Source organism: Glycomyces rhizosphaerae (genome assembly GCF_042647865.1).
GTDB lineage: Bacteria > Actinomycetota > Actinomycetes > Mycobacteriales > Micromonosporaceae > Glycomyces > Glycomyces rhizosphaerae.
Map to the genome: position 1 here is coordinate 1,071,662 of NZ_JBHRWO010000021.1, position 23,029 is coordinate 1,094,690.

The following is a 23,029-nucleotide window of genomic DNA, read 5'->3' on the forward strand; positions in this document are numbered from 1 at the left end:
GATGCCGGCTCATTCGGGTGGGGCGAAGGCCTGGAAGAAGATCGGGAACGTCCCCAGCAGGCCGAGGCCGATCAGGACGAGCGATATGGCGAGTTCCCGGCGCGACTCGACCGCCTTGTTCCGGTAGGCCAGGTGCAGGATGACCCAGGCGATGAGCCAGATGACGACGGCTCCGACGGTCTTGCCCGAGAGGGGCCCGACCGGGTCGTAGAAGTTGAGGAATTCCTTGATGCGTTCGTTGGCCTCCGCCAGCGTGGTCAGGACGCCCAGGGCGAAGGAGCCGATGCCCGCGGCGAGGATCGCCGCCGCGATGGGCCCTTCGGGTTTGTCGACGTAGTCGCCGAGTTCAGGAGTGGTCTCGCCGGTGTTCGGATTCGTTGTCATGCTTCCTCACTCCTAAACCAGCGGGGCGGTCTTGGTGATCAATGCGCCGAGGATCCCGGCGACCGCGGCCAGGACGAACGCCAGCACGAACAGGACGAGCGTGGTCCTGCGAAGGCGCTCATGCAGGATGAGGCCCGCGCCGTAGTAGAGCACGATGAAGGCCACCACAGTGGCCAGAATGGGGCTCATCCACGCGATGTGCTCCTTCCACTCCATCCCGAAGTGGTGCCATTGCTCTCGCGCCGGGTCGGCCAGCAGGACCGACCGCGGACTGTCGGGAACGTCCTCGCGATACCAGGGATAGACGATCCAAGTGCCGGTCAGGACGGTGCCCCAGGCGGCGACGGCCATCGCGGTCGTGCCGATCTTCAAGCGGAGCGCCCGCCCGCGGATGCCCTCGGCCGTCATGAGGTGCGGGCGCAGGCTCCACAGGCCTTCCAGGCCGCCCGCGAATCCCAGCAGGAAGACCGCGCCGAACACCATGCCGTGAACCAGCGTCCAGAACTCATGGTGGGTCAGACTCACTCGAGCCACCGTCCTCTCGACAGCAGACGGCCGACAGCGGCGACGGCCTTGAAATGGACTGTAGATGCTCGTCCCGGGCTCGACCCGGATATGCAGGAGTCCGCCGGCTCCAGGTCGGGCAAGGAGGCAGGGGCGACCGCGGATTCGGCCCGTGCCGGCGGCGGGTACCCCACAATGAGATTGGGACCTGAGCCGCTACTCGATCGGAGCCACTCATGGCTGTCCCCGAGATCATCGTCGCGATAACCGCCGTAGGCGTGATCGCGGCACTGACCTGTTATTTCTTCGGCATCCGCCGTTCCCACTCTGCGCAACCGGTCGACGGGATCCAGCGCGTCGAGGTGCGGGTACTCGGCGGCCACCAACCCGAGACCATCCGAGTGAGGCAGGGCGCTGCGGCGGAGCTCGTCTTCGACCGGCAGGAAAGCGGTGACTGCACCGGGGAGCAGCCGTGAACACGACACCGCCGCCCGCTGACACCGCCGACCGAGGGCGGGACGGCGACGGCGCGGCAGCGGCCGCGCCGGTCCTGGAGGCGTCGGGGATCGAGAAGGCGTACCGGCGCGGGATCTGGCCGCTGCGGCGCAGACTGCCGGTGCTGCGCGGCGCCGACCTCACCGTGCGGGCCGGCGAGGTGGTGGGCCTGGTCGGCGAGAACGGCTCGGGCAAGTCGACACTGATGAAGATCCTGGTGGGCGCCCTGGCCGCCGACGCGGGCACGGTGTCGGTCGCAGGACGGTCGGGCTACTGCCCCCAGGTGCCCGTCGTGTACGAACGGCTCACCTGCGACGAGCATTTCGAGTTGTTCGGCCGCGCCTACCGAATGCCGGTCGACGCCGAGCGGCGCGCCCGCCGCGGCCTCTACGCGGAGCTGGGTTTCGAGCGGTATGCGACCACCCGCGCCGATCAGCTCTCCGGAGGCACGCTGGCGAAGCTGAACCTCGGGCTGGCGCTGCTGGCCGACCCCGAAGTGCTGCTGCTCGACGAGCCCTACGCCGGGTTCGACTGGGACACGTACGTGAAGTTCTGGGACCTGGTCGCCAGGCGCCGCGCCGACGGCGGCGCCGTGCTGATCATCAGCCACTTCGTCGCCGACGAGGAGCGCTTCGACCGCATCGTCGACCTGCGGGACGGGCTGGCGGTGCCGCGATGACGACCTTGCTGCTCGTGCGCCGATTCCTGGCCGACTATGCCCGCAACCCGGTCAACCTCGTACTGCTGGTGCTCGTCCCCGCCGTGTTCGTGGTGGCGGCCGCCGGATCGATGGCCGACGCCGCGCTGCTGCTCGGCGGGCCGGGCGGGCTGGAAGTGCAGACGGCCACCGCGGGTTGGGCCGCAGCGTTCATGGCCGCCGTCGCGATGTACTTCCAGACCAGTTCGGCCCGGGCCGTCGACCGCCGACTCGTGCTGGCCGGCCTGCCCCCGAACCGGTTGGTGGCCGCCCGCCTGGGCACCGGTGCCGCCCTGGCGCTCCTGGTCTCGGCGGTCGCCTTGGCGGCGTTGCAGATCCGCGGCGCGGCCGAACCCACATCGCGGGTCCTCGCCGGAACGTTGATGTTCGCCGCGATCTACATGGCCATCGGGGCGCTCGTCGGCGCGCTCGTGCCCGACCCCGTGAACGGCACGGTCCTGATCCTGTTCGTCTGGATCGTCGATGTGTTCTTCGGCCCCGCCGTCGCCTCGCCGGACCGGTTGGCGACCCGCTGGCTCCCCACGCATTTCGTGACACTGTGGATGGTCGACCTGCCGTCCCGCCACGGGGGCCGCATCGGCGACCTGGGCTGGGCGCTGACCTGGACCATCGGAGCGCTCGCCCTCGGGTGGACCGTGATCGTCACGGCGACCCGCCTCGCGCGCCGCCGCGTCCCGCACGTCCGCACCGGCTCCCGTTGGGCCCAGTTCACGACCGGCACGCGTATGGGGCTGCGGGACTACCGGCGCAATCCGGTGCTGTGGGCGCTGCTGGTCATCGTCCCGGGCGTGTTCATCCTGCTGGCCGAAGCCGCCACTCCAGAGGCGTTCACCTCCATGACGCTCGTGGACGACGGCGTCGAAGTCGACCTGTCCTTCTGGCTGCCGGACGTCCACGCCGGCACCATGGCCCCGATCGCGATCGCCTCCCTGTCGGCCCTCGCCGGGCTGTTCGTGGTGCTCGACTCCCGCTCCGGCGACCAGCGGCTCGTCCAGGCCGGATTCCGCGCGAGCCCGCTCTTCGCGGCCCGCCTGGCGGTGATCGCCTTCGCGGTGCTGCTGGTCACCGGCGTTTCGCTCCTGGTCACCGCGACCGTCTTCGACGCCCGGCTGTGGCCGGTCTACGCGGGCGGCAGCATCTTGCTGGGCCTCACCTACGGCCTGCTCGGCGTCTGCATCGGCCCGGTCTTCGGTCGGGTCGGCGGCGTGTTCATCGCCTTCCTCGTGCCGTTTCTTGACGTCGGCATCGGCCAGAGCCCGATGCTCCGCGCGGCACCACCGGGATGGGCCCGGGCGCTCCCCGGATACGGCGCGGATCGAGTGCTGCTCGACGGCGGCCTGACCGCCGGCTTCGACGAGACGGGCTCGCTCCTGCTCGGCCTGGCCTGGCTGGTCGCGCTCGGCGCCGCCGCCGCCCTGATATGGCGCCGCCCGCCCGGACTCGATGCCGCGGTGTGAATGGCACGGCCCGAGTCTCGGGGGAGCAGCGCTCGTCGCCCGTGCGGCGAGCGCCTAAATCGGCCGGCTCAGGCCGACGCCGACGTCACCCCGACGTCTCCCGCGCTCCGGTCATGATCGCGACCGCGTCGGTCATCGAGTGGGACTCGGGGGTGATCGTCGCGGCCCGCCTGCCGAGCCGTTGGATGTGGATGCGGTCGGCCACCTTGAACACGTGCGGCATGTCGTGCGAGATGAGGATGACCGGGACGCCCCGGTCGCGGAGGTTGCGGATGAGCTCGAGCACCTGGTTCGACTCCCGCACGCCCAGTGCCGCGGTGGGCTCGTCCAGGACGACCACTTTGGAGCCGAAGGCGGCGGCCCGCGCGACCGCCACTGCTTGGCGCTGGCCCCCTGAGAGGTTCTCGACCGGGACGGTCACGTCCTGGAGCGTGGTGATGCCGAGTGCGTGCAGCTCGGCCCGTGCCCGCTGCCGCATGCCCTTCTTGTCGACGACGCGCAGCAGCGTTCCCAGCGGGCCCGGCTTGCGCTCCTCGCGGCCCAGGAACAGGTTCGCGGCGATGTCGAGTGCCGGTGAGAGGGCCAGGTTCTGGTACACCGTCTCGATGCCGTGGGTGCGGGCGTCCTGCGGGCCCTTGAAGTGCATCCGCTTGCCGTCGAGCCGGATCTCGCCCTCGTCGGGGATCTCGGCGCCGGTGAGGCATTTGATCAAAGTGGACTTGCCGGCTCCGTTGTCCCCGATGACGGCGAGGACTTCCCCGGGGTAGAGCTCCAGGTCCACGCCGTCGAGGCCTACGACGCGCCCGAAGGTCTTGACCAGGCCGCGCGCTTGGAGGATCGGGGTGCTGTCGCTGCTGTTCACTTGCGCGCCTTTCTGATCCACTGGTCGACCGAGACGGCCGCGATGATGAGGACGCCGACCGCGAAGGTCTGCCAGAGCACGTCCAGTCCGGCCAGCGAGAGGCCGTTGCGGAACACGCCGACGATGAGCGCGCCGAGCAGCGTGCCCCAGACGGCGCCGCGGCCGCCGAAGAGGCTGGTGCCGCCGATGACGACCGCGGTGATGGAGTCGAGGTTCAGGTCGACGCCGATGTTCGGCGACGCGGCGTTGGACCGTCCGATCTGGATCCATGCGGCGACCGCCAGGATCGCGCCCGAGGCGAGGTAGACGCTCGCGAGCACCCGGTTCACCCGAATGCCGGCCAGGCGCGCGGCCTCGGCGTCGTCGCCCACCGCGTACACATGGCGGCCCCAGGCGGTGCCGTGGAGGATGAGGGCGACGGCGACGTAGAGGACGAGCATCATGACCACGCCCATGGTGATGTTGACGCCGCCGAGGGTGAACGTCTCGCCGGTCAGGGTCAGCAGCGACGGCATGTCGCCGCCTCGCACCGTGGCGCCGCCCGAGTACAGCAGCGTCAGTGCGAGGAAGATGTTCAGCGAGCCGAGCGTGACGATGAACGGCGGCAGCTTCAGCCGCGTGACCAGGAATCCGTTCGCCGCCCCGGAGGCGAGTCCGACGGCGAGACCGAGCCCGAGGCCGGCGACGGGCGGGAGTCCGTTGCTGACCGTGGCCTGGGCGACGACCATGGAGCTGAGCACCATGACGGCGCCGACCGACAGGTCGATCCCGGCGGTGAGGATGATGAGCGTCTGGGCGAGGGCGAGGGTGCCGACGACCGCCACCTGCTGGGTGACGAGCGAGAGGTTGGACGGTTCGAGGAACCGGTCGTTGAGGCTGCCGAAGACGATGACACTGATGACCAGCACGATGCCGGGGCTGATCGCCGGGTGCCGGTGCAGGACGCCCCGGACCCTGTCGAGCGGGGAGCTTCGGTCGAGGAACTCCTCGGCCAGATCGGGCGCGGAGACGGGAGCCTCCGATGGGGTTTGCTGACTCACGTGCACTCCGTAATTCGCGGGTGGGGCGGCCGGGCGGTCGCATCGCCCGTGGGAGGTGGGCTGACGCGCCCGCCCGGCCTGTTTCCGATGAGGACTTCGAAGCCGGGGTCAGCCCCAGCACAGCTCCTTCGCCTCAGCGGCGGTGATGGAATCGATCCCGTCATGGGCCTGGTCGGTGACCAGCTCGACGCCGGTGTCGTAGAAGTCCAGGCCCTCGGAGTTCTCGGGCTTCTCCCCGGTCTCGACCAGGTCGGCGATGGCCTGGACGCCGAGCTCGGCCATCTTCACCGGGTACTGCTGGCTGGTCGCGCCGATGACGCCCTCGGAGACCGCGTCGACGCCGGCGCACCCGCCGTCGACCGACACGACTATCAGGTCGTCGGTGGCCCCGGCGGCGTCGAACGCCTCGTAAGCGCCGTAGGCGGACGGCTCGTTGATCGTGTAGAGGACGTTGATGTCCGGGTTGGCGCTGAGCAGGTTCTCCGCGCCGGTGCGGCCGCCGTCCTCGGCCCCCTGGGTGGCCTCGTGGCCGACGATCTCGTACTCGCCGCCCGAGTACTGCCCGGTGGCCGCCTCGTCGCCGATGACCTCGGGGTCGGCGAGGTCGATGCCCATGCCGTCGAGGAAGCCCTGGTCGCGTCCGACGTCGACCGAGACGATCTTGTCGTCGAAGATGTCGAGCATGCCGATGACGGCCTTCTCCCCGCCGAGCTGCGCGGCGGCCCACTCGCCGATCCGCTGGCCCGCAAGGAAGTTGTCGGTGGCGAAGGTGATGTCGGCCGCCTCCGTGTCCGCCGGGGGCGTGTCGAGCACGATGACGTAGAGGCCGGCGTCGCGCGCCCGGATCAGGGAGTCTTCGACGCCCGGCCCGTTCGGGGTGATGAGGATGCCGGCGTCGCCGCGCGAGATGGCGTTCTCGATCGCCTGGATCTGCGTGTCCTCGTCGCCGTCGTTCTGGCCCGCCGAGACCGAGAGCTCCACGCCCGCCTCCTCGGCCGCGGCCTCGGCGCCCTCCTGCATCGCGACGAAGAACGGGTTCGAGGTGGTCTTCACGATGAGCGAGACGCCGACGGTGTCCCCGTCGGAACTGTCGGATCCGCATCCGCTCAAGGCGACGGCGGCGCCGAGGGCGAGCGCGCTGAGGCTCGGAAGGGTGCGGCGGAAACCGCCGCGCAGGGTGCGATTCATCGGGGAATCTCCTCCGGGGTGCGAGGGCCGCGGCCCTCTTGACAACGATGTCACCATCAGGTTTAGAGCATGCGACCCGTTATAGTCAACCCTGAAGCGAAAATTGGAGATCAAGTCGTGACATCGTTGTCAAACCTGGAGCAGGGACCCGGCGGGCGCTCTCACACCACCATGCGCCAGGTGGCGGAGCGCGCGGGAGTGAGCATCAAGACCGTCTCGCGCGTCGTCAACGGCGAGCCGGCCGTGGCCCCGGCGACGCTCCGGCGCGTCCTGAGCGCGGCCGCAGCCCTCGACTACCAGCCCGACCCGCACGCGGGCAACCTCCGCAGAGCCGACCGCCGCACCCGCACCCTCGGCCTGCTCATCAGCAGCGTCGACAACCCGTTCGCCGGGGCCATCCACCGCGCCGTCGAGGACGCGGCCCTCGCCCGCGGCGTCGCCGTGTTCGCCTCCAGCCTCGACGACGACCCCCAGCGGGAGCAGGAGGCCGTCACCGCCTTCACCCGGCGCCGCGTCGACGGGCTCATCCTCACCACCTCTACTGAGGACCAGACCTATCTGGAGCCCGAGCTGCGCCGCGGCACCCCGGTGGTGTTCGTCGACCGCCGCCCCACCGGCATCGCCTGCGACGCCGTCGTCAGCGACAACGCCGGCGGCGCGGCGGCGGCCACCGGACACCTCCTGGCCCGCGGCCACCGGCGACTCGCCTACCTCGGCGACCGCCCCGACATCCAGACCGCCGGGGAGCGCCGCCGCGGGTTCCTCGAAGCGATCGGGCAGGCCGGCATCCCCGCGAGCGAAGCGATAGTCCTCGAAGGACTCCACGACGAGGCACTGGCCCGCGACGCCCTGCTGCGCCTCCTCGACGGACCGGAGCCGCCCACCGCGGTCTTCAGCGCCCAGAACCTCATCACGATCGGCGCACTCCGCGCGCTGCGCGAGCGCGGACGCCACCGCGACACGGCACTCATCGGCTTCGACGACGTGGCGCTGGCCGACCTGATGGAACCCGGCGTGACCGTGATGGCCCAGCATCCCGAGGACATCGGACGCATCGCGGCGGCGCGCGTGTTCGCCCGGCTCGACGGCGATGACGCCCCGGCGCAGCGCATCACCGTCGGCACCACCTTGATCGAACGCGGCAGCGGCGAGATCCCGCCCCGCCCGGAGGCACGGGCGGACGGATCAATCCGGTTATCCGGCGGTGGACTCGGCCGGATCCTGCTTGGCAGGCCGCGGTCGCGATATCGGTGTCCGGGGCACGTCGACCCTGTGGTCCATGCGCCCCGGACCGATCGGTTACAGACGTGCCTGGATCTCTTGCAGGGTCGCGATCTCGGCGGTCTGGGTTTCGATGACCGCGTCGGCGATGGCAGAGGCGTCGGCGTTCTGGCCTTCGGCGTGGTGCTCTTCGGCCATGGTGACGGCGCCCTCGTGGTGGGCGATCATCAGCTCCACGAACAGCTTGTCGAAATCGGCTCCCTGAGCGGCTCCGAGTTCGGTCATCTGCTCCTCGGTGGCCATGCCGCCCATGGACATGCCCTCGTGGCCCTCCATCTCGGCCGGCTCGCCCCACGCCTCGAGCAGACCGGTCATCTCGTCGATCTCCGGCTGCTGCGCCGCGGCGATCTGGCCGGCGAGGTCGACGACCTCGGCGTCGGTGGCGTGTTCTTGGGCGAGTGCGGCCATGTCGACGGCCTGCTCGTGGTGGGGGATCATCATCTGGAGGAAGGTGACGTCGGCGTCGTTGAAGTCGGCCTCTGTGGACTCGGATTCCATGGAGTCCATGTCGTGGCCGCCCTCATCTCCGCCGTCGGAGCAGGCGGCGATGGACAGCGCGGCGAAGGCGGCGATGCCGGCGGACAGCGCGCGGCGCACGGTGAAGGTCTTGCTCATGGTCTGGGAACTCTCTTGTCGAAGGTGTTGTCGCATATAAGGGTCGGGACGGTCCGTGGACCAGCGGTCCGGCCTATATGCGGAACACCGAGAGTGCTACGTGGGACATATTGCGTCTGGGCGGCGGCGAGATCGGCGCGTCCCTGATGGCGCACCCGACGTGCATCGCCGAGAGGCCGTTCGCGACGAGTCGCGCCAGCCGCCAGATCGCCCACAGCGACACCGCCAGCGCGAGCCCGGTGAGGATCGCCATGCACACCTGCATCGGATTCATGTCCGAGCCGAACGGGCGGCCGTGGTGATTGACGCCCTCGCCGTCCTCAGCCGCGGCGTGCGTGTCGAAGGCGGCGACCGCCGAGGTCTCCGAGTGGCAGATGTCGTCGGTGCAGGCGTGACCGGTCGAATGCATCAGCGCGACTCCGACGGCCACCACGATGAGCGTGGCCTTCCAGAGCGCCTGCAACCAGGTCAACGCGTCAGCCTTCCTGCGGCTCGGGGCTCGTGAGGGTCTCCTAGTGGAGGACGGTGGTCGCGCCGTAGTAGACGTTGCCGTGGTCGAGTTCGACGACCTTCACCACCGTCCGGGAGTTCGGGGCGTGGACGATCAGGCCGTTGCCAATGTACATGCCCATGTGGGAGAGGTCGTTGTAGAACACCAGGTCGCCCGGTTGCAGCTCGTCGCGGCTGATGCCGGCGGTCGAGTTGTACTGGGCGGCGGCGTTGTGCGGCAGGTCGATGCCGATCTGCGCGTAGGAGCGCAGGATGAGTCCTGAGCAGTCGTAGGTGTCCGGCCCGGCGGTGCCCCACACGTACTGCTTGCCGACCTGGTCGAGCGCGAACGAGACGACGGCGTACTCGTCGTCGGTCATGTAGGGCAGGTCGTAGTCGGTGATCGCATCGCCCGCGGCGGCCTGCCACTCCTCTTCGAGGTCGTCCATGCGCGCGTTGAGCTCGTCCTGCTGCCGCTCCAGTTCCTCTTCCTGCTCGTCGAGGTCGGTCTGGAGGTCCTCGAGGAGGTCGAGCTGTGCCGTGTACTCCTCGGAGGCGGCCCGCAGCTCGTCCACAGCGGCGAAGTTGTAGAGGTTCGCCGAGTTGAGCCGGTCGAGGCGTTCGACGAACGCCTCAGGGGAGCCCGAGTCGAGCAGCAGCGCGGCATCGCCGATCCCCTGGTCCACGTAGGTCGCGGTGATGTAGTCGGCGAGCTGCTCGCGCAGCGCGCCCAAGTCCGCCTCGGCCGCTTCCAAGGACTCCTGGGTCTGCGCGATCATGTCGCGGTTGTCCTGCGCTTCCTGCGCCAGTTGGTTGTACTCCTCGACGGCGGCGGTGAGATCCTGGTCGGTCTGTTCGATCTCGTCGTTGATCTCTTCGGTGTCGCGCTCGGCCCAGGCGGGGGCCGAGCCCACCGCGGAGACGAGGAGGCCGCCGATCATGGCGACAGAAGTCCACTTGCGACGAGCAGACGACGGCTTCATGAGCAGAGTGCTCCTTCGGGCTGAGTGGCGGTGACCGAATACCCCCACAAACTACTATCGTTGGTAGTAGTACCTCGCGAGCGGGGCTCGCATTGACCGTCTTCCCAGCGCAACGTGCTGTTTCTAAACGGTGCGGGTGAGAGGTGGGCAACCTGGAGCGCTCATCGCCGGTACAGCGAGCGGAGGCTGGCCGAGAGGATCTCGGGTGCCTGCTCGGTGGTGAGGCGGCCCGCGGAGATCTCGTCGGAGGCGGCGTGGACGAGGCTGTACAGGGACGTCACCAGCCACGACAGCGGCAGGTCGGTGCGAAAGGCGCCTTCGTCCCGGCCGCGGGTGATGAGCGCTTCGATGCGCCGGAGGATGGGGTCGTGGCGCTGCCGCAGCCACTGCGGCGAGACGTCCCCGACGACGTTGTCGCGCAGGTTCCGGTTGCGCTCCATCAGATGCCACTGCTCGCGCAGGACCCGGTCGAGCGCTTCATCGGCCGGCCCCGACGTGTCGACCGCCTGCCAGACCGCCTCGGTCTCCTCGAAGGCCCGGTCCATGAGGGCCTTGGCGAGTTCGGTGCGGGAGGGGAAGTGGCCGTAGAGGGTCACGCGCCCGACGCCGGCGGCTTCGGCGACCTCGGCGACGCTCACGCCCGGCCGGGAGCTGTAGAGCTTGAGTCCCGCGGTGAGGATCTTGTCGATGTTGCGCTGCGCGTCGGCACGGCGCTGCCCGCTGGGCCGCCGTGCCGACGCGGCGGTCTTGCCGTCGGCCATGCCTGAAGGGTAGCTAGGGCCTGTCCTGCGAATCAGACCGGTCGCTATCCGGCCCGTTCGCCCGCTCGCTGCGTTGTCGGCCCTCCGAATACAGCACCGGTGTTCGGAGGGCCTTCCGCCTTGCGAGCGAACAAACGGACTCGGATATCGCCGCTCCCTGATTCGCAGGACAGGCCCTAGTGGCCGTGGGGACCGCCGCTCGTCTCGACCTTCCCAGCGGGGACGAGGAGCAGCGCGACGAGTGCGGCGGCGCCGGAGGCGACGGCGCAGACGAGGAACGCGTCGGTGAACCCCGAGAGAGTCGGGACGTTCGCGCCAATGCTCGCGGCCGCGACCGTCGACATCACGGCGACGCCGACCGAACCGCCGAGCTCGTGGAAGGTGGTGACCATCCCCGAGGCCACCCCGGCTTCGTCCGGGTCCACGCGCGACAGCGCGGTGGCGTTGGCGGTGATGAACAGGGTGCCGAGGGCGAACGCGCCCAATGCGAGCCCCGCTACGACCGTGCCGGCCCGGCTGTCGTCCTTCAGCATCGCGAGCCAGGCCGATGCGGCGGCGGCGAGCACCATTCCGGCCACGGCGATCGGCCGCGGGCCGGTCTTCCCGATCAGGTGCGCCGCCAGCTGCGCGCCGATCGTGGTGGCGACCGCGACGGGCAGGAAGAGCAGACCGGTGCGCAGCGCGGAGTACTCGGCGAAGTCCTGGAGGTACAGCGACCCGAGGAAGAAGAACGAGATCAGCAGCGCGGTCGCCATGAGCATCAGGAACGCGCCGGTGACGACGGTGCGGCGGGCCAGGAGCGCCACGCGCATGAGCGGTGCGGCGGTGCGCCGCTCGACGAGGGCGAAGGCCGCGTAGAGCACGACCGCGGCGGCGAGCGCACCGAGCGTCGCGGCCGAGGTCCACCCGTCGTCGCCTGCCCGGACCAGGCCGAAGATGAGCGAGGCGGTGGCGGCGGTGACGATCAGCGCCCCCGGGACGTCGAGCCGTTCGCGTTGCACGCCTTTGGCATCCGGAGGCAGGGTGGCGGGGAGGAGCGCCAGGATCACGGCGCCGATGGGGACGTTGATGTAGAAGATCCACTGCCAGCCGGGCCCGGCGGTGAGCACTCCGCCGACGAGGACGCCGAGCGCCGCGCCGCCCCCTGCAATCGCCGACAGCAGCCCCAGCGCCCGGTGTCGTTCGGCGCCATGGAAGGCGGTGGTGACGGTGGAGAGGATCGCGGGCGCCATGAGGGCTGCGCCGAGGCCCTGCGCGAGCCGTCCGCCGAGCAGGACCGGGCCGGTCTGGGCCAGGCCGGCGGCGAGGGAGGCCGCGGTGAACAGCGCGAGTCCGATCAGGAGCATGCGGCGGCGCCCGAAGAGGTCGGCGAGGCGGCCGCCGAACAGCATGAGGCCGCCGAAGACCAGGGTGTAGCCGGTGACGATCCAGGTGAGCGCCTCCCGGTCGAGGCGGAGCTCCCCGCCGATCGTCGGCAGCGCGATGTTGACGACGGTGATGTCGATGATGAGCATGGCCTGCGCGGTGCACAGCAGGGCCAGCATGAGCCAGCGCCGCGGCAGGGGCGGCGCCTCGCTCGCGGTGTCGGGGTGGTGTGTCGCGGACACGGTCGCTCCTTAACTTGAACAATGATGTACGAGTTTCAGGCTAGCGCGGATCTCGTGAAACTCAAACATGCGTGTTCAGGTTCTTGTTCTGCCCGACGCTTCCCGGCCTGCTCCCGCCGAACCGAAACGCGCCGCCACTGCACCCCCGGGTGTAGGCCCGAATGCCGCCGCCGGTGCGATGCGCCAAGGCTCCCAAGGTGAAAGGCTGGCCTGGAGACGAAACTTCGCGAAGGCAGGAGCGACATGATCCTCATTACCGGTGCCACCGGCGCCGTCGGACGGCCACTGGTGGCGGCGCTGCGGGAGCGAGGCATGCCGGTCCGGGCCCTCGCCCGCGACTGGATCGCCGACCACTCGGCGGTGTCGCGATGACCGGGTCTGGGACCGAGAACCGGTCGCTGGCCGACTGGATCGACCGCCATGCCTTCACCATCGACTCGCTGGAACCCGATGCGCCGCTTGACGACCTGGAGCCGCTGGGGGAGTTGGTCGGCGATGCCCGCGTCGTCGCGATCGGCGAGAGCGCCCACCATGTCGGCGAGTTCTACCGGCTGCGGCACCGGATGCTGCGGTTCCTGGTCGAGCGCTGCGGCTTCACCGTCTACGCCTTCGAGGCCCCGGCGGGCGAGTCGCGCGCGATCGACGCCTGGATCCGCGGCGGCCCCGGCAGCGTGACGGAGGTGGCCCGGACGTCCGGCACCCAACTCGCCCACTGCGCCGAGATGCACGCGACGCTCGCATGGATGCGTCGCCGAAACCGGACCGCCGCTCGCCCGGTTCGCTTCGCCGGGCTCCTGCCTGGCACCGGCGGCGCCTCCTTTGCGGGGGAGCTGGCCGAGGTCGAACGCTACGCCGAGCGCTTCGACCCGGACGCACTGCCGCTGCTGCGACAGGCGGTGAACCTGGCTTCGTCCTATGCCGACATCGCCTCGGTCCCGCGGACCCTCACCGGTTACGCGGCAATGAGTGAGGGCGAGCGCGATGCGCTGACCGCGATCATGAGCCGGCTCCTGGCTCGCATGGAGAGCATGGGCGCCACGGGGGACGAAGGCGGACACGCCCACGCGACGGCCGCTCTGAGGCGCGCCTGGCACCTCGACCATTTCACGCGGGATCTGACCGGGTACGGCCTGCCGATCGGTGCGACGGCGATGGACGCTTCGATCGCCGAAACCGTGGTGCGGCTGCTGGACGGACACGGGCCGGAGTCCCGCATCGTCCTCGGCCTGCACAACGTCCACATTCGCCGGACGCCGGCGCTCGGCCCCGGTCCCTCCGGACGTCTCCCCGCCGGATACCACCTCGCGGACGCCCTCGGCCCCGATTACGTCGCCATCGCCGCCACCAGCGGCGGCGGCCGCACCGTCCGCGGCAGCCTCGACCCCGAGCAGCCCAACGGCTTCCGGTTCGCGGACATGCCCGTCCCCGTCGCACCCGACACGGCCGTCGAGGGGGCTTTCACCGGCCGCGCAGCCACCACGATCGCCGACCTGCGCGCCGCCAGGACCGCGATCGACGAAGCCGAGAACTACACCCGCATCCTCATGGAGGACTACTACACCGACGTCCCGGTCTTCGACGCCTTCGACGCTCTGGCCCGCGTCGACCGCACGACAGTCACCGACTACCTCGCCGACTCCTGAACCTCCAGTTCAATCCCATTCGCGCGCTAGTCGAGCCAGCCCAGGCGGGCGGCCAGCACTCCCGCCTGGAAGCGGCTGGTCGCGCCGAGCTCGCTGGTCAATTCGGCGACGATCCTGGTCACCGTTCGCACTGAGACGCCGAGGCTGCGGGCGATCGCCTCGTCCTTGGCGCCGGAGGCGAGCAGCCGCAGGACCGCGGTCTGCTGTTCCGTCAGGCCGGAGCCGTCAGTGCTGCCCAGCACCTCGTCGAGATCGGAAGCGGTGATCCAGCAGTACTCGAAGAAGTCGACGAGGGGTTCGGCGAGGAGGCGGTCGCGGATGACGATCGCGCCGATCTCCTCGTCGCGCGGGGCGTCCACGATGGCGAGCTCCCGGTCGTAGACGAGCATGCGGATCGGCGTGATCGGCGCGGCCTTGATGAGCATGCCCGCCGCCGTCTTCCGCCTGATGTACTCGCGCAGCGACGGCTGCCGCAAGGTCTGCTGCGCGTACAGGGTCCGCACCGAGAGTCCGCGTTCGGTCTGCTGCACGGTGCGCCTGAGGCCGTCCTCGAGGAACCGCTCGTCCCACACCGCGTGCGGGTGCATCGCCACCAGTTCCCTTCGGCTGGAAGCGGATGCGTGGTCCAGCAGTGATTCCATGCGGGGTCGAAAGGTGTCGTCCTTCGCCAGGACCTCCACGGCGCCGTTGCGGCCCTTGTCCGCGAGGCGGACGTAGTCGCTGGCGAGCGCGAGGGCGTCGTTCTGCCGCTCCACCAGGGCGGCAAGGACTGCTGCGAGCCGGTCGCGGCCGTCGCCGAGAAGGCGGGTGAGTGCGGCGGCCGCGTCCACGGCGATCTCGGCGGTGCCGTCCAGGAGGCCCAATTCGGCGAGTCGGCGACGGACGCGGGGAATGTCGGTGTGCGCCAAGCCGATCGCTTCGGCGGCCTCGGTGAACGTCTCGCCGTGCTCGCGCATGCGGGCGTATACGGCCTGGACTTCCGGCTCATCAGCCGGCGGATCGAGGGGATCGGCCATGGTGCTCCTCTTCGGTTCGATGTCCGGTTCCGGCCATGGCGGGGACTGGACATCCGGATTCGTGGCCGTGGTGCGCCCGTGGGGGACAGGCTTGCTTCGACCGTCCGCGACGATACCCGCGAGGGGTATAGAGGTCGCCGGGCGAACCATCGAAGGGGATGCGTTGATCACTGTCGACTACAGCCTCGTCGCTTTCCGCGTGTCGGGCCTGAGCGCCGGGACCTGCGGCCATTGCCTTGCGGGCCTTCGTGAGGAGCTCATGTCCATGGTGGGCGTCCTGGCCGTGGACATCGCGGCCGACCAGGGGAAGGTGTGCGTCATCGTGGACGACCTGACCGCTGCCGAGTGCGCCGCCGATGTCCTCGCCGAAGCGGGTTGGGACACCGAGGACGTGAGCGGGGTCGCTCGAAACCACTGTTGATATACCCCCTGGGGGTATGTTAGAAATACGCACACGCCCGGCTCCCGGACTTCCGGTAGCCCCGCGCCCCAATGGAGTAGTGCCTCCCTGGCATACCCCCTACCGGTATAGGAGAAGGACATGTCGTCCACATCGACACCACCGGCCTCGCGGCGCTGGATCGCCCTCGCGCTCATCGCCCTGGCCCAGTTCATGGTCATCATGGACACCTCGATCATCGGCGTCGCCCTGCCGAAGATGCAGGAAGACCTCGGCTTCACCCAGGAGAACCTGTCGTGGGTCTTCAACGCCTACGTCGTCGTCCTCGGCGGCCTGCTCCTGTTGGGCGGCAGGCTCTCCGACCTCTTCGGCGCCCGCCGGATGTTCAGCCTCGGCTGGCTCATCCTCGCGGTCGGATCGCTCGTCGCCGGCATCGCGCCCGACGTCGCCGCCGAACTGGCCGGGCGCGGCATCCAGGGCGCGGGTGCCGCGCTCATCGCGCCCTCAGCCCTGACACTGCTCATGATGCTGTTCGGCGCCAACCCGAAGGAGCTGACCAAGGCGTTCGCGTTCTACGGTGCCGCGGCTCCCGCCGGCGGCACCGCCGGAGTGTTCCTCGGCGGCCTCATCACCGAGTACGCCTCGTGGCCATGGGTGTTCTACATCAACATCCCCGTCGCCGTCCTCGCCCTCGCCGCCGCCCCGGCGCTGCTGCCCGGCGGCCGCGCCCAGCGCGGCTCGATCGACCTCCTCGGCGCGCTCACCGCGACCCTCGGCCTGGCCGCCGCGGTCTTCGCCATCGTGCGAGCGCCCGAAGTCGGCTGGTCGGCTCCGGGCACTTGGGGCACGCTGCTGATCGCGGCGGTGCTGCTCGTCGCCTTCGTTGCGCTGCAGGCGAGGCGTCGCAGCCCGCTGATGCCGCTCGGGATCTTCCGCGCCCCGAACCTCGGCGCCGCCAACCTGGCGCAGCTCCTCCTCGGAGCGGCTTGGATCCCGATGTGGTTCTTCCTGAACCTCTACCTCCAGCAGGTCCTCGGCTACTCGGCGTTCCCCTCGGGGGCGGCGCTGCTGCCGATGACGGTGCTCATCATGATCGGCATGGTGGCGCTCGCGCCGAGACTCATGGCCCGCTTCGGTTCGAAGGCCATGATCGTCTCGGGACTGGTGCTGCTCGCGGGCGGCCTCTTCTGGCTCTCGTTCATCCGTCCTGAGGGGACGTTCGCGGTCGACGTGCTGCCCGCGTCGCTCCTCGCGGCCCTGGGCATGGCGCTGGCGTTCATTCCCTCGCTCCAGATGGCGATCTCCAGCGCCCGGCCCGAAGAAGGCGGCCTCGCCTCCGGCATCGTCAACACCGGCTACCAGATCGGCTCGGCCCTCGGCCTCGCCGTCGTCACCGCGATCGCCGTCGCCAACGGCGCCGGTGAGGTCGGCGACGCACCGGCACTGACCGAGGGCTTCTCGACCGCCTTCATCGCAGCGGCCGTCGTCGCGCTGGCCGCGGCCGTGGTGGCCGCGGTGACGGTGCGCCGGACGAAGGTCGAGGTGACCACCGCGGCCTGAGCCTGCATCACCAGACCGGCGGGGCCGGGCGACGACAACGTCGCCCGGCCCCGCCGGCGTCGTCAGTCCCGGTAGCCGATGACGGCCATCATGCCCGCCTCGCCGTGGTAGAGGTTGTGGCAGTGGACCATCCACCGGCCCGGGTTGACCGCGTCGAAGTCGACCTCCAGGGTCTGACCCGGAAGGACGATCGCGGTGTCCTTGCGCAGACCGGTGCCGGCGAGCGCGAACGTGTGCCCGTGCAGGTGCATCGGATGCCACATGTGGCCGTCGTTGACGAACCGCAGCCGCACCCGCTCGTCCTCTTCGATGGCATACGGGTTGTCCAAGTCGTGCGGCGTGCCGTTGAAGGCCCAGTCGTACTCGTCCATCGAACCGGTGAGTTCGAGGTCGATCGTTCGGTCGGGCTCGCGTGTCTCCAACGCGACACTTTCGGCGGGAGCCAGCTCGTCGTAGGTGAGCACGTGACCGCTCAGTTCGGCGGGCGCGAAATCGGCCGCGGGGGCTTCGCCGGTGCCGGTGCGCACCAGCGCCCGGCCCCGCATCTGCTTTCCCTCGGCTTCGGCGACGAGGGCGAACACGCCGTCTTCCAAAGTGACGACAACGTCGTAGCGCTCGCCCATGCCGATCAGGATCGCATCGGCCTCCACTGGGACGCAAGGAAAGCCGTCGGTGTGGGTGACGGTGAGGCGGTGGCCGGACAGGGCCGCCCGGTAGGCGGTGTCCCCGCCGGCGTTGATGAAGCGGAGGCGCACGCGCGCACCGGGGTCCGCCTCGAACACTTCAGGGTCGGCCGGGAGGCGGCCGTTGACGAGGTGGTGCGGGTAGTAGACGTCTCCGGAGTCGTCGCCGAGGATGTCGGACCGGGCGCCCATGAGCATATGGCCGTCGGTCATCAGCCCCATGTCCATGCCGCCGTGGTCCATCGAGCCCATGCCCGCTTTCAGCTGGTCCAGGACCTCGTCGGGCGTGCCGGTGACGCCGTCCATCCAGTCGTCGAGGACGACCGTCCACTCCAGATCCCAGTCGGCGGTCTCGTCGGGGTCTTCGACGATGAGCGGAGCGTACAGGCCCCGGTCGAGTTGCGTGCCGGTGTGCGGGTGGAACCAGTAGGTGCCCGCGTCGGGGGCGGTGAACTGATACGTGAACGACTGGCCAGGGGCGATCGGGGCCTGGGTGACGTCGGGGACGCCGTCGGCGTCGCAGCGAAGCTGGAGTCCGTGCCAGTGCACCGTGGTCGCCTCGGGCAGCTCGTTGACGAGGGTCGCCTTGACCTGCTCGCCCTTGGCGACGCGGATCGGGGCGCCGGGGATCTGACCGCCGTAGGACCAGGTGGGGACGACCAGTCCGCCGAGGTCGACCTCGGACGCGACGGCATTGATCTGAAACTCCCTGAGAGCGCCCGGGCTGCGGGCGGCCTCAGCCTCGGCGACCCGGTCGGAGCCGGGTTCGACGAACGTGGGCTTCGGCTTCTCGTCGGTGCAGGCGGCGAGGGCGGCGAAGGGCAGCGCGACGGCGCCGCCGCGAAGCATGGAACGGCGTGTGAACGCACGCATGGTGAATGGCCTTTCGGATGGTGTTGCCGTGGTGCTTGCTGTGCGCCGATGCGGCGATCTGCCCGGGATCCTCTGCGGCATCACTTTCTACTATCATAAATAGTAGAGAGCATCCAATCGCGGGCGATAGGGTTCATGCGGAGAAGGAGGATGCCGATGCGCAGGTTGGGCGAGCTAGAGGCCGCGATCATGGACGTGCTGTGGTCCGCGTCAGGACCGCTCACCGTCCGCGAAGTGCTCGGGGCGCTCGACCGCGACCCGGAGCCGGCCTATACGACCGTCATGACGGTCCTCGACAACCTCCACCGCAAGGGCAACGTCACCCGCGAGCGCGCCGGCCGCGCCTGGGCGTACCGACCCGCGCAGACGCGCGAGGAGTTCGACGCCGAGGCCATGGCCGCGGTTCTCGAATCCTCCACCGACCGCGGGGCGACCCTGCTTCGCTTCATCGGCAAGATCAGCCCCGAGGAGTTGGCTCGCCTGCGCGAACTCATGGACACCGCTGAGGAGCCTCGATGACCACGGCCCTGATGCTGCTCGGGTACGCCGGACTGCTGGGTCTGGCCGGACCGCGCATAGTGGACCGGGCCCGGTGGGCCGTGGCCTCGCCGAGACTGGCGATCGCCACGTGGTTCGCCCTCGCCGCCTCCTTCATCTTGAGTCTGATACTCGCCGGTGCGGCGATCGTGATGCCGACGGAGATCTTCACCGGAGACCCAGGGGCGTTTCTGGGCTGCGTCACGGCATTGCGGGAGCACCACGGAGCGATCGGCGGCACGGTTCTCGCGTTGCTCGCCGCCGCACTGACGTGGGCGGTCCCGCTCCGACTGGCATGCGCTTTGATCGCGGTGTCGCGGACCGCCGCCGCAGAGCGATCCCGGCTGCGACGCGAACTCCGCGGTGTACGCAGGGATCGCGGTCTCGGTGCGGTCGTGGTCGAAAACCCGCAGCCCGCCGCCTACTGCATTCCCGGCGAGGGCGGCCTGGTCGCCATCACTTCCGGTGCGCTGCAACTACTCGACCGTCCCCAGCTCGAAGCGGTCCTGGCGCACGAACGCGCCCACCTCGCCGGCCGCCACCACCTGCTGGTCGCCTTGGCCCAGTCCGCCAACCGCGCCTTCGGCTGGGTGCCGCTGTTCAGGCGGCTCCCCGAGCGCATCGGCCACCTCGTCGAGCTCGCCGCCGACGACGCCGCCGCACGCCGCGGCAGCCGTCGCATCCTCGCCCGCAGCCTGCTCAGCGTCGCGGCCGCGCAGACGCCGGTCGAAGCGCTCGCCGCCAGCGGCGGAGACACCGTCGCCCGTGTTGAGCGGCTGCTCCATGCTCCTCCCGCACCCGGTCCCGCGGGGGTGGGCACGATCCTCGGCGGCAACGCCGCGGCGGTGGCGGCCCCGATCCTGGTCGTGGCCCTCCCCGTTCTCACCGCAGTCGGCATGGCCTGCTGCTAGTTCCGGGACGTCCGCGCGACGGACTGGCATCCTCCGAACCCATCTACTATCCTTCATAGTAATTGAGGTTCTGCCGGATAGGGGTGCGATGTTCAAGTGCGGGTCGACGACGGCACCGGGGCGGAACGACCGGTGACCGAGATAATCCTGCTCACCGAACCGCATTGCGGCCATTGCGATCGGGCCAAGGAAATCCTGCACCGCCTCTCGGCCGAGTTCACGCTCAGCGTCACCGAGATCGACCTCGCCGGCGACGAGGGCCGCGAACTCGCGATCGAACACGCCATCGTGTCCGCGCCCGGTCTCCTCGTCGACGGAGTGCTGTTCAGCCGCGGTCCGCTCGACGGGCACAAGCTCCGCATGACACTGGAATCCATCCGGCCCATAGGGATCTGGTCTCGTGAGACCGCGGCGCTCCCGGAGCAGTCGTAGCTCCCTCGCCCCGAATCCTCGAGCCGGGGACGTCGCAGTGGCCCGTGTTACAGTCGCGGAGGCTGCGAGCGCTGCTTGCCTTCGCGGCCGGTTCCCGTCGGCAATGCGAGGTGTCCACTCAGTGTTGGACCGCAAGCGATTCGCGGTTTGGCTGGTGGGAATCGCCGCAATACTCACGTTGAGTCACCTGCTCGGCCCGCAAAGTGATCTGCTTGCGATCTCCTCGCACGACCATGACGTCGAGCAGGACCACGCGGACACGCCATCACACGATCACGGCGCGCACGCATGCGGGCTCGCTATGCTCCCCGACGCCAGCGCTGACTTCCCGACCGCCGCCGAAACCGAAGCCGCGCTTCCCGATTGCGCGGATTCGGCCGCAGCGGCCACCGACGCGGTCGACGTCAGGGATCGATCTCCCACCGATCCCGTATCCGAACTCCAGGTCAACAGGGTCTAGGAGCGGACGCCCTCGCCGGGCGACCCGCATCTCCTCCGACCCTCCGGCAGTGCCGTGCACTGCCGACTGACCTGAAGCGAGGGACCATCAATGACCTATCCCCAAGACGGCCGTCCCCAGGCGCCGTCGAACCGGCGCGCGCAGACCGCACGCCCCCACCGACCCGAACCGTCCCCTGGGCCCGACGACCCCTACCCTTCTCGGCGCCATTCCCAGCGCTTCAACAGTGAAGGAGTCGAACGCCGATCGGGATCCGGCCGCCCCGCCTCGGCATCGGACAGCGCCCCGACCGCCGGCTACTACTCGGCCGCGACGCCCCAGCGGCCCCTGCCGCGCGCAGGCCACGCCGCGAGCGTGATCGCGGACGAGCGGCCGCGCGGAAACCCGGCCGGGGCCTGGACCGACCCCTACCCGGACCAACGGCGCGGCAACACCGCCACGGCCGACCGCAAGTCGGACGGGCGCGGATCGGACGACGACTGGGACACGCAGGTCTTCTCGCTGCTCCCCAACCGTGCCGCCGCCGGCTCCGACGGCCGCGCTGACCGGATTCCGCCCTCCTCCCGAACGTCCTTCCTCGACGAGGCCCCGGATTCCGGAGACCCGCGCGACAACGCACGCCTGCGGACCGAGGCCAAGCTCGCGCGCCAAGTGGCCGCGATCGCCAGCCTGGCCGCCGGTGTCGTGCATGTCTTCGCCACCCCGACACACTGGGAGGAGTGGCTTCTGGCCGGAGCCTTCTTCGCTGCCACGGCGGCCTTCCAACTGCTCTGGGGACTGCTGGCCCTCCCGTTGGGGAACGCCCTCATCCGGGTGACCGGGCTGCTGGCCAACGTCGGATTCCTCGGGGTGTGGGCGGTCAGCCGCGTGTGGGGCGTGCCGTTCGGCCCCCATGCCGGCGTTCCCGAATCGTTCGGAGCGGCGGACTTGATCGCCGCCGCGATGGAAGTCGCCGTCGTCGTCGGACTGGCCTGGTCGCTGCTCCCGCGCGAGCGCCACGGCGTGCTATCTGCCGGAGGGTATCGAGCGGTCGTCGTGCTCGCCTTCGTCGCGCTCGGCGCGCTGGCCGTTCCTGGAGCATCAGCCGCGCTGGAGCACAGCCACTCCCATGATGCCGAGTCGACCGGGGAAGAAGACGACGGCCACGACCACGAGCACGGCTCCGACGAGAACATGGACATGGAGTCCCCGGCCGACTCGGAGTCGACCGCCGATCCCGAAACAGAAGCGACCGAACCGACGGAGGACCACACCCACGCTCCTGGCGAAGAGCACGAATGAGCCGACCCTTCGACCGAACGCCTTGGGGCGGTGCTGCATCTGCAGCACCGCCCCAAGGCGTTTCGAGGCCCTGCCCGCCGACTACCGGTGCGCCTTCGGCACCGGCGACGGCCTGCGGGTCGAGTGGCGACGGGAAGACGGGCGGGCCTGCGCGCGCAGGCCCGCCCGTCATGGGAGGGATCAGGATTCGGTGCCGGCTTCGGGTGCGAGGGCCGCGCACTCCTCCATCGCGGCCGCGACGTCGGGGTCGCTCTCGTCGAGCTGCGACACGTCGTCGCCCAGCACCACGTCGCGCTCGGCGAGGCAGTCGCGGTAGGCGGCGAGATCGTCGGACCCGTCCGAGCCCGGGGCCTCCCCGCCGGGGGCGCCGCCGCCCATCGGCAGCTCGCTCGAACAGGCCTCCTGCGCGGCCTGCCAGTCCTCGTCGCTGACGCCCTCCGGGGTCTCGAACCCACCGCCGAACCCGCCCGAAGGCATGCCGGTCGGCATGTCCGTGGGCATGTCCGTCGGCATCTCGCTCGGCATCCCACCGGACATGTCCGAGGGCATCTCGCCCGGCATCCCGCCGCCGAAGCCCTGCGCCCAGTCCTCGGGCAGCTCGATGCCCTGCTCCTCGATACAGGAGACGTAGCCGCTGAGCATGTCGGCGCCGGACGAGGCGCTCTCGTCGGGATTCGATTCGGAGTCGTCGCCGGAGCCGGAGCCGGAGCCGGAGCCGCAGGCGGTCAGGGCGAGGCCGGCGGCCGCGAGTACGGCCGCGCGCAGCAGATGCCGCGGCCAGGAGGGAATGGTGCGCATAGGGCCGAACCCTTCGCCATCGACCTCGGGGCCGGCTCGAAGCCCGCTCAA

24 protein-coding genes and 2 pseudogenes are annotated in these 23,029 nt (G+C 70.1%); 13 read left to right on the forward strand and 13 right to left on the reverse strand.

Annotation, left to right across the window (positions count from 1 at the left end):
• Positions 1–9: 9 nt before the first annotated feature.
• The gene (locus ACFO8M_RS25155; RefSeq protein ID WP_387980618.1) at positions 10–384 is read right to left on the reverse strand and encodes a hypothetical protein; all 375 of its coding nucleotides are present in this window, start codon (positions 382–384) and stop codon (positions 10–12) included.
• Positions 385–396: 12 nt separating this feature from the next.
• The gene (locus ACFO8M_RS25160) at positions 397–909 is read right to left on the reverse strand and encodes a hypothetical protein (protein ID WP_387980619.1); all 513 of its coding nucleotides are present in this window, start codon (positions 907–909) and stop codon (positions 397–399) included.
• A 215-nt stretch (positions 910–1,124) separates the two neighbouring features.
• On the opposite strand from ACFO8M_RS25160, the gene ACFO8M_RS25165 reads away from it, so the two are divergent.
• From ACFO8M_RS25165 to ACFO8M_RS25175, 3 genes are all read left to right on the forward strand, one after another.
• Complete coding sequence (locus ACFO8M_RS25165) at positions 1,125–1,364, forward strand: hypothetical protein (RefSeq protein ID WP_387980621.1); 240 nt, start codon at positions 1,125–1,127, stop codon at positions 1,362–1,364.
• Positions 1,365–1,438: 74 nt separating this feature from the next.
• Entirely contained in the window at positions 1,439–2,062 is a 624-nt protein-coding gene (locus ACFO8M_RS25170) for an ATP-binding cassette domain-containing protein (RefSeq protein ID WP_387980815.1), read from the forward strand.
• Positions 2,059–3,558: an ABC transporter permease gene (locus ACFO8M_RS25175; protein ID WP_387980622.1), complete on the forward strand. Its 1,500-nt coding sequence runs from the start codon at positions 2,059–2,061 to the stop codon at positions 3,556–3,558. Before ACFO8M_RS25170 ends, ACFO8M_RS25175 begins: the two co-directional genes overlap by 4 nt.
• A gap of 85 nt (positions 3,559–3,643) precedes the next feature.
• Here the strand turns inward: ACFO8M_RS25175 and ACFO8M_RS25180 are convergent, their stop codons facing one another.
• The 3 genes from ACFO8M_RS25180 to ACFO8M_RS25190 form a co-directional block, all read right to left on the reverse strand.
• The gene (locus ACFO8M_RS25180) at positions 3,644–4,420 is read right to left on the reverse strand and encodes an ATP-binding cassette domain-containing protein (protein WP_387980624.1); all 777 of its coding nucleotides are present in this window, start codon (positions 4,418–4,420) and stop codon (positions 3,644–3,646) included.
• Positions 4,417–5,460, reverse strand: a complete 1,044-nt coding sequence (locus ACFO8M_RS25185; protein ID WP_387980626.1) for an ABC transporter permease — start codon at positions 5,458–5,460, stop codon at positions 4,417–4,419. The genes ACFO8M_RS25180 and ACFO8M_RS25185 overlap by 4 nt, the downstream gene beginning before the upstream one ends.
• 108 nt (positions 5,461–5,568) lie before the next feature.
• Positions 5,569–6,648, reverse strand: a complete 1,080-nt coding sequence (locus tag ACFO8M_RS25190) for a substrate-binding domain-containing protein (protein ID WP_387980628.1) — start codon at positions 6,646–6,648, stop codon at positions 5,569–5,571.
• A gap of 171 nt (positions 6,649–6,819) precedes the next feature.
• On the opposite strand from ACFO8M_RS25190, the pseudogene ACFO8M_RS25195 reads away from it, so the two are divergent.
• Positions 6,820–7,734: pseudogene (locus ACFO8M_RS25195) on the forward strand (LacI family DNA-binding transcriptional regulator); the annotation flags it as partial.
• Between the two features lie 213 nt (positions 7,735–7,947).
• Here ACFO8M_RS25195 and ACFO8M_RS25200 read toward each other — a convergent pair.
• The 5 genes from ACFO8M_RS25200 to ACFO8M_RS25220 all read right to left on the reverse strand — a co-directional run bounded on the left by ACFO8M_RS25200 (position 7,948) and on the right by ACFO8M_RS25220 (position 12,321).
• Positions 7,948–8,544: a DUF305 domain-containing protein gene (locus ACFO8M_RS25200; RefSeq protein ID WP_387980630.1), complete on the reverse strand. Its 597-nt coding sequence runs from the start codon at positions 8,542–8,544 to the stop codon at positions 7,948–7,950.
• A 73-nt stretch (positions 8,545–8,617) separates the two neighbouring features.
• Complete coding sequence (locus tag ACFO8M_RS25205; protein WP_387980632.1) at positions 8,618–9,016, reverse strand: hypothetical protein; 399 nt, start codon at positions 9,014–9,016, stop codon at positions 8,618–8,620.
• 40 nt (positions 9,017–9,056) lie between these two features.
• Complete coding sequence (locus ACFO8M_RS25210) at positions 9,057–10,016, reverse strand: C40 family peptidase (protein ID WP_387980633.1); 960 nt, start codon at positions 10,014–10,016, stop codon at positions 9,057–9,059.
• A gap of 161 nt (positions 10,017–10,177) precedes the next feature.
• Positions 10,178–10,777, reverse strand: coding sequence for a TetR/AcrR family transcriptional regulator (locus tag ACFO8M_RS25215; protein ID WP_387980635.1), 600 nt, complete (start codon positions 10,775–10,777; stop codon positions 10,178–10,180).
• 176 nt (positions 10,778–10,953) lie between these two features.
• The gene (locus ACFO8M_RS25220; protein WP_387980816.1) at positions 10,954–12,321 is read right to left on the reverse strand and encodes an MFS transporter; all 1,368 of its coding nucleotides are present in this window, start codon (positions 12,319–12,321) and stop codon (positions 10,954–10,956) included.
• Positions 12,322–12,627: 306 nt separating this feature from the next.
• Between ACFO8M_RS25220 and ACFO8M_RS25225 the strand changes: the two are divergent.
• Positions 12,628–12,735, forward strand: a pseudogene (locus ACFO8M_RS25225) (NmrA family NAD(P)-binding protein); the annotation flags it as partial.
• Positions 12,736–12,752: 17 nt separating this feature from the next.
• Entirely contained in the window at positions 12,753–14,027 is a 1,275-nt protein-coding gene (locus tag ACFO8M_RS25230; protein WP_387980637.1) for an erythromycin esterase family protein, read from the forward strand.
• 26 nt (positions 14,028–14,053) lie between these two features.
• On the opposite strand, the gene ACFO8M_RS25235 is transcribed toward ACFO8M_RS25230, so the two are convergent.
• A complete protein-coding gene (locus ACFO8M_RS25235) occupies positions 14,054–15,043 on the reverse strand; it encodes a helix-turn-helix transcriptional regulator (protein ID WP_387980639.1) in 990 nt (329 codons plus the stop codon).
• Positions 15,044–15,206: 163 nt separating this feature from the next.
• Between ACFO8M_RS25235 and ACFO8M_RS25240 the strand changes: the two genes are divergently transcribed.
• Positions 15,207–15,464 carry a heavy-metal-associated domain-containing protein gene (locus ACFO8M_RS25240; protein ID WP_387980640.1) on the forward strand — a complete coding sequence of 86 codons (258 nt, stop codon included), beginning with the start codon at positions 15,207–15,209 and terminating at the stop codon, positions 15,462–15,464.
• Between the two features lie 120 nt (positions 15,465–15,584).
• On the forward strand, positions 15,585–17,003 hold the full coding sequence (locus ACFO8M_RS25245; RefSeq protein ID WP_387980642.1) for an MFS transporter: 1,419 nt from the start codon (positions 15,585–15,587) through the stop codon (positions 17,001–17,003).
• Between the two features lie 62 nt (positions 17,004–17,065).
• Here ACFO8M_RS25245 and ACFO8M_RS25250 read toward each other — a convergent pair whose 3' ends face one another.
• Positions 17,066–18,559: a multicopper oxidase family protein gene (locus ACFO8M_RS25250; protein ID WP_387980644.1), complete on the reverse strand. Its 1,494-nt coding sequence runs from the start codon at positions 18,557–18,559 to the stop codon at positions 17,066–17,068.
• Positions 18,560–18,715: 156 nt separating this feature from the next.
• On the opposite strand from ACFO8M_RS25250, the gene ACFO8M_RS25255 reads away from it, so the two are divergent.
• The 5 genes from ACFO8M_RS25255 (at position 18,716) to ACFO8M_RS25275 (ending at position 22,180) form a co-directional block, all read left to right on the forward strand.
• Positions 18,716–19,078, forward strand: a complete 363-nt coding sequence (locus tag ACFO8M_RS25255) for a BlaI/MecI/CopY family transcriptional regulator (protein WP_387980645.1) — start codon at positions 18,716–18,718, stop codon at positions 19,076–19,078.
• On the forward strand, positions 19,075–20,007 hold the full coding sequence (locus tag ACFO8M_RS25260) for a M56 family metallopeptidase (protein ID WP_387980647.1): 933 nt from the start codon (positions 19,075–19,077) through the stop codon (positions 20,005–20,007). Before ACFO8M_RS25255 ends, ACFO8M_RS25260 begins: the two co-directional genes overlap by 4 nt.
• 132 nt (positions 20,008–20,139) lie before the next feature.
• On the forward strand, positions 20,140–20,439 hold the full coding sequence (locus ACFO8M_RS25265; protein WP_387980649.1) for a glutaredoxin family protein: 300 nt from the start codon (positions 20,140–20,142) through the stop codon (positions 20,437–20,439).
• Between the two features lie 121 nt (positions 20,440–20,560).
• On the forward strand, positions 20,561–20,899 hold the full coding sequence (locus ACFO8M_RS25270) for a hypothetical protein (protein ID WP_387980651.1): 339 nt from the start codon (positions 20,561–20,563) through the stop codon (positions 20,897–20,899).
• A gap of 90 nt (positions 20,900–20,989) precedes the next feature.
• Entirely contained in the window at positions 20,990–22,180 is a 1,191-nt protein-coding gene (locus ACFO8M_RS25275; RefSeq protein ID WP_387980653.1) for a hypothetical protein, read from the forward strand.
• 180 nt (positions 22,181–22,360) lie between these two features.
• Here ACFO8M_RS25275 and ACFO8M_RS25280 read toward each other — a convergent pair whose 3' ends face one another.
• The gene (locus ACFO8M_RS25280) at positions 22,361–22,978 is read right to left on the reverse strand and encodes a hypothetical protein (protein ID WP_387980654.1); all 618 of its coding nucleotides are present in this window, start codon (positions 22,976–22,978) and stop codon (positions 22,361–22,363) included.
• Between the last annotated feature and the right edge of the window lie 51 nt (positions 22,979–23,029).

Bases quoted from the DNA above. Each gene is read 5' to 3' on its own strand.
- ACFO8M_RS25245 (WP_387980642.1), top strand. From the start codon at position 15,585: ATGTCGTCCACATCGACACCACCGGCCTCGCGGCGCTGGATCGCCCTC.
- ACFO8M_RS25200 (WP_387980630.1), bottom strand. From the start codon at position 8,544: ATGAGCAAGACCTTCACCGTGCGCCGCGCGCTGTCCGCCGGCATCGCC.
- ACFO8M_RS25175 (WP_387980622.1), top strand. From the start codon at position 2,059: ATGACGACCTTGCTGCTCGTGCGCCGATTCCTGGCCGACTATGCCCGC.
- ACFO8M_RS25255 (WP_387980645.1), top strand. From the start codon at position 18,716: ATGCGCAGGTTGGGCGAGCTAGAGGCCGCGATCATGGACGTGCTGTGG.
- ACFO8M_RS25275 (WP_387980653.1), top strand. From the start codon at position 20,990: ATGACCTATCCCCAAGACGGCCGTCCCCAGGCGCCGTCGAACCGGCGC.
- ACFO8M_RS25260 (WP_387980647.1), top strand. From the start codon at position 19,075: ATGACCACGGCCCTGATGCTGCTCGGGTACGCCGGACTGCTGGGTCTG.
- ACFO8M_RS25250 (WP_387980644.1), bottom strand. From the start codon at position 18,559: ATGCGTGCGTTCACACGCCGTTCCATGCTTCGCGGCGGCGCCGTCGCG.
- ACFO8M_RS25155 (WP_387980618.1), bottom strand. From the start codon at position 384: ATGACAACGAATCCGAACACCGGCGAGACCACTCCTGAACTCGGCGAC.
- ACFO8M_RS25165 (WP_387980621.1), top strand. From the start codon at position 1,125: ATGGCTGTCCCCGAGATCATCGTCGCGATAACCGCCGTAGGCGTGATC.
- ACFO8M_RS25230 (WP_387980637.1), top strand. From the start codon at position 12,753: ATGACCGGGTCTGGGACCGAGAACCGGTCGCTGGCCGACTGGATCGAC.
- ACFO8M_RS25280 (WP_387980654.1), bottom strand. From the start codon at position 22,978: ATGCGCACCATTCCCTCCTGGCCGCGGCATCTGCTGCGCGCGGCCGTA.
- ACFO8M_RS25220 (WP_387980816.1), bottom strand. From the start codon at position 12,321: ATGCTGGCCCTGCTGTGCACCGCGCAGGCCATGCTCATCATCGACATC.
- ACFO8M_RS25210 (WP_387980633.1), bottom strand. From the start codon at position 10,016: ATGAAGCCGTCGTCTGCTCGTCGCAAGTGGACTTCTGTCGCCATGATC.
- ACFO8M_RS25215 (WP_387980635.1), bottom strand. From the start codon at position 10,777: ATGGCCGACGGCAAGACCGCCGCGTCGGCACGGCGGCCCAGCGGGCAG.
- ACFO8M_RS25190 (WP_387980628.1), bottom strand. From the start codon at position 6,648: ATGAATCGCACCCTGCGCGGCGGTTTCCGCCGCACCCTTCCGAGCCTC.
- ACFO8M_RS25235 (WP_387980639.1), bottom strand. From the start codon at position 15,043: ATGGCCGATCCCCTCGATCCGCCGGCTGATGAGCCGGAAGTCCAGGCC.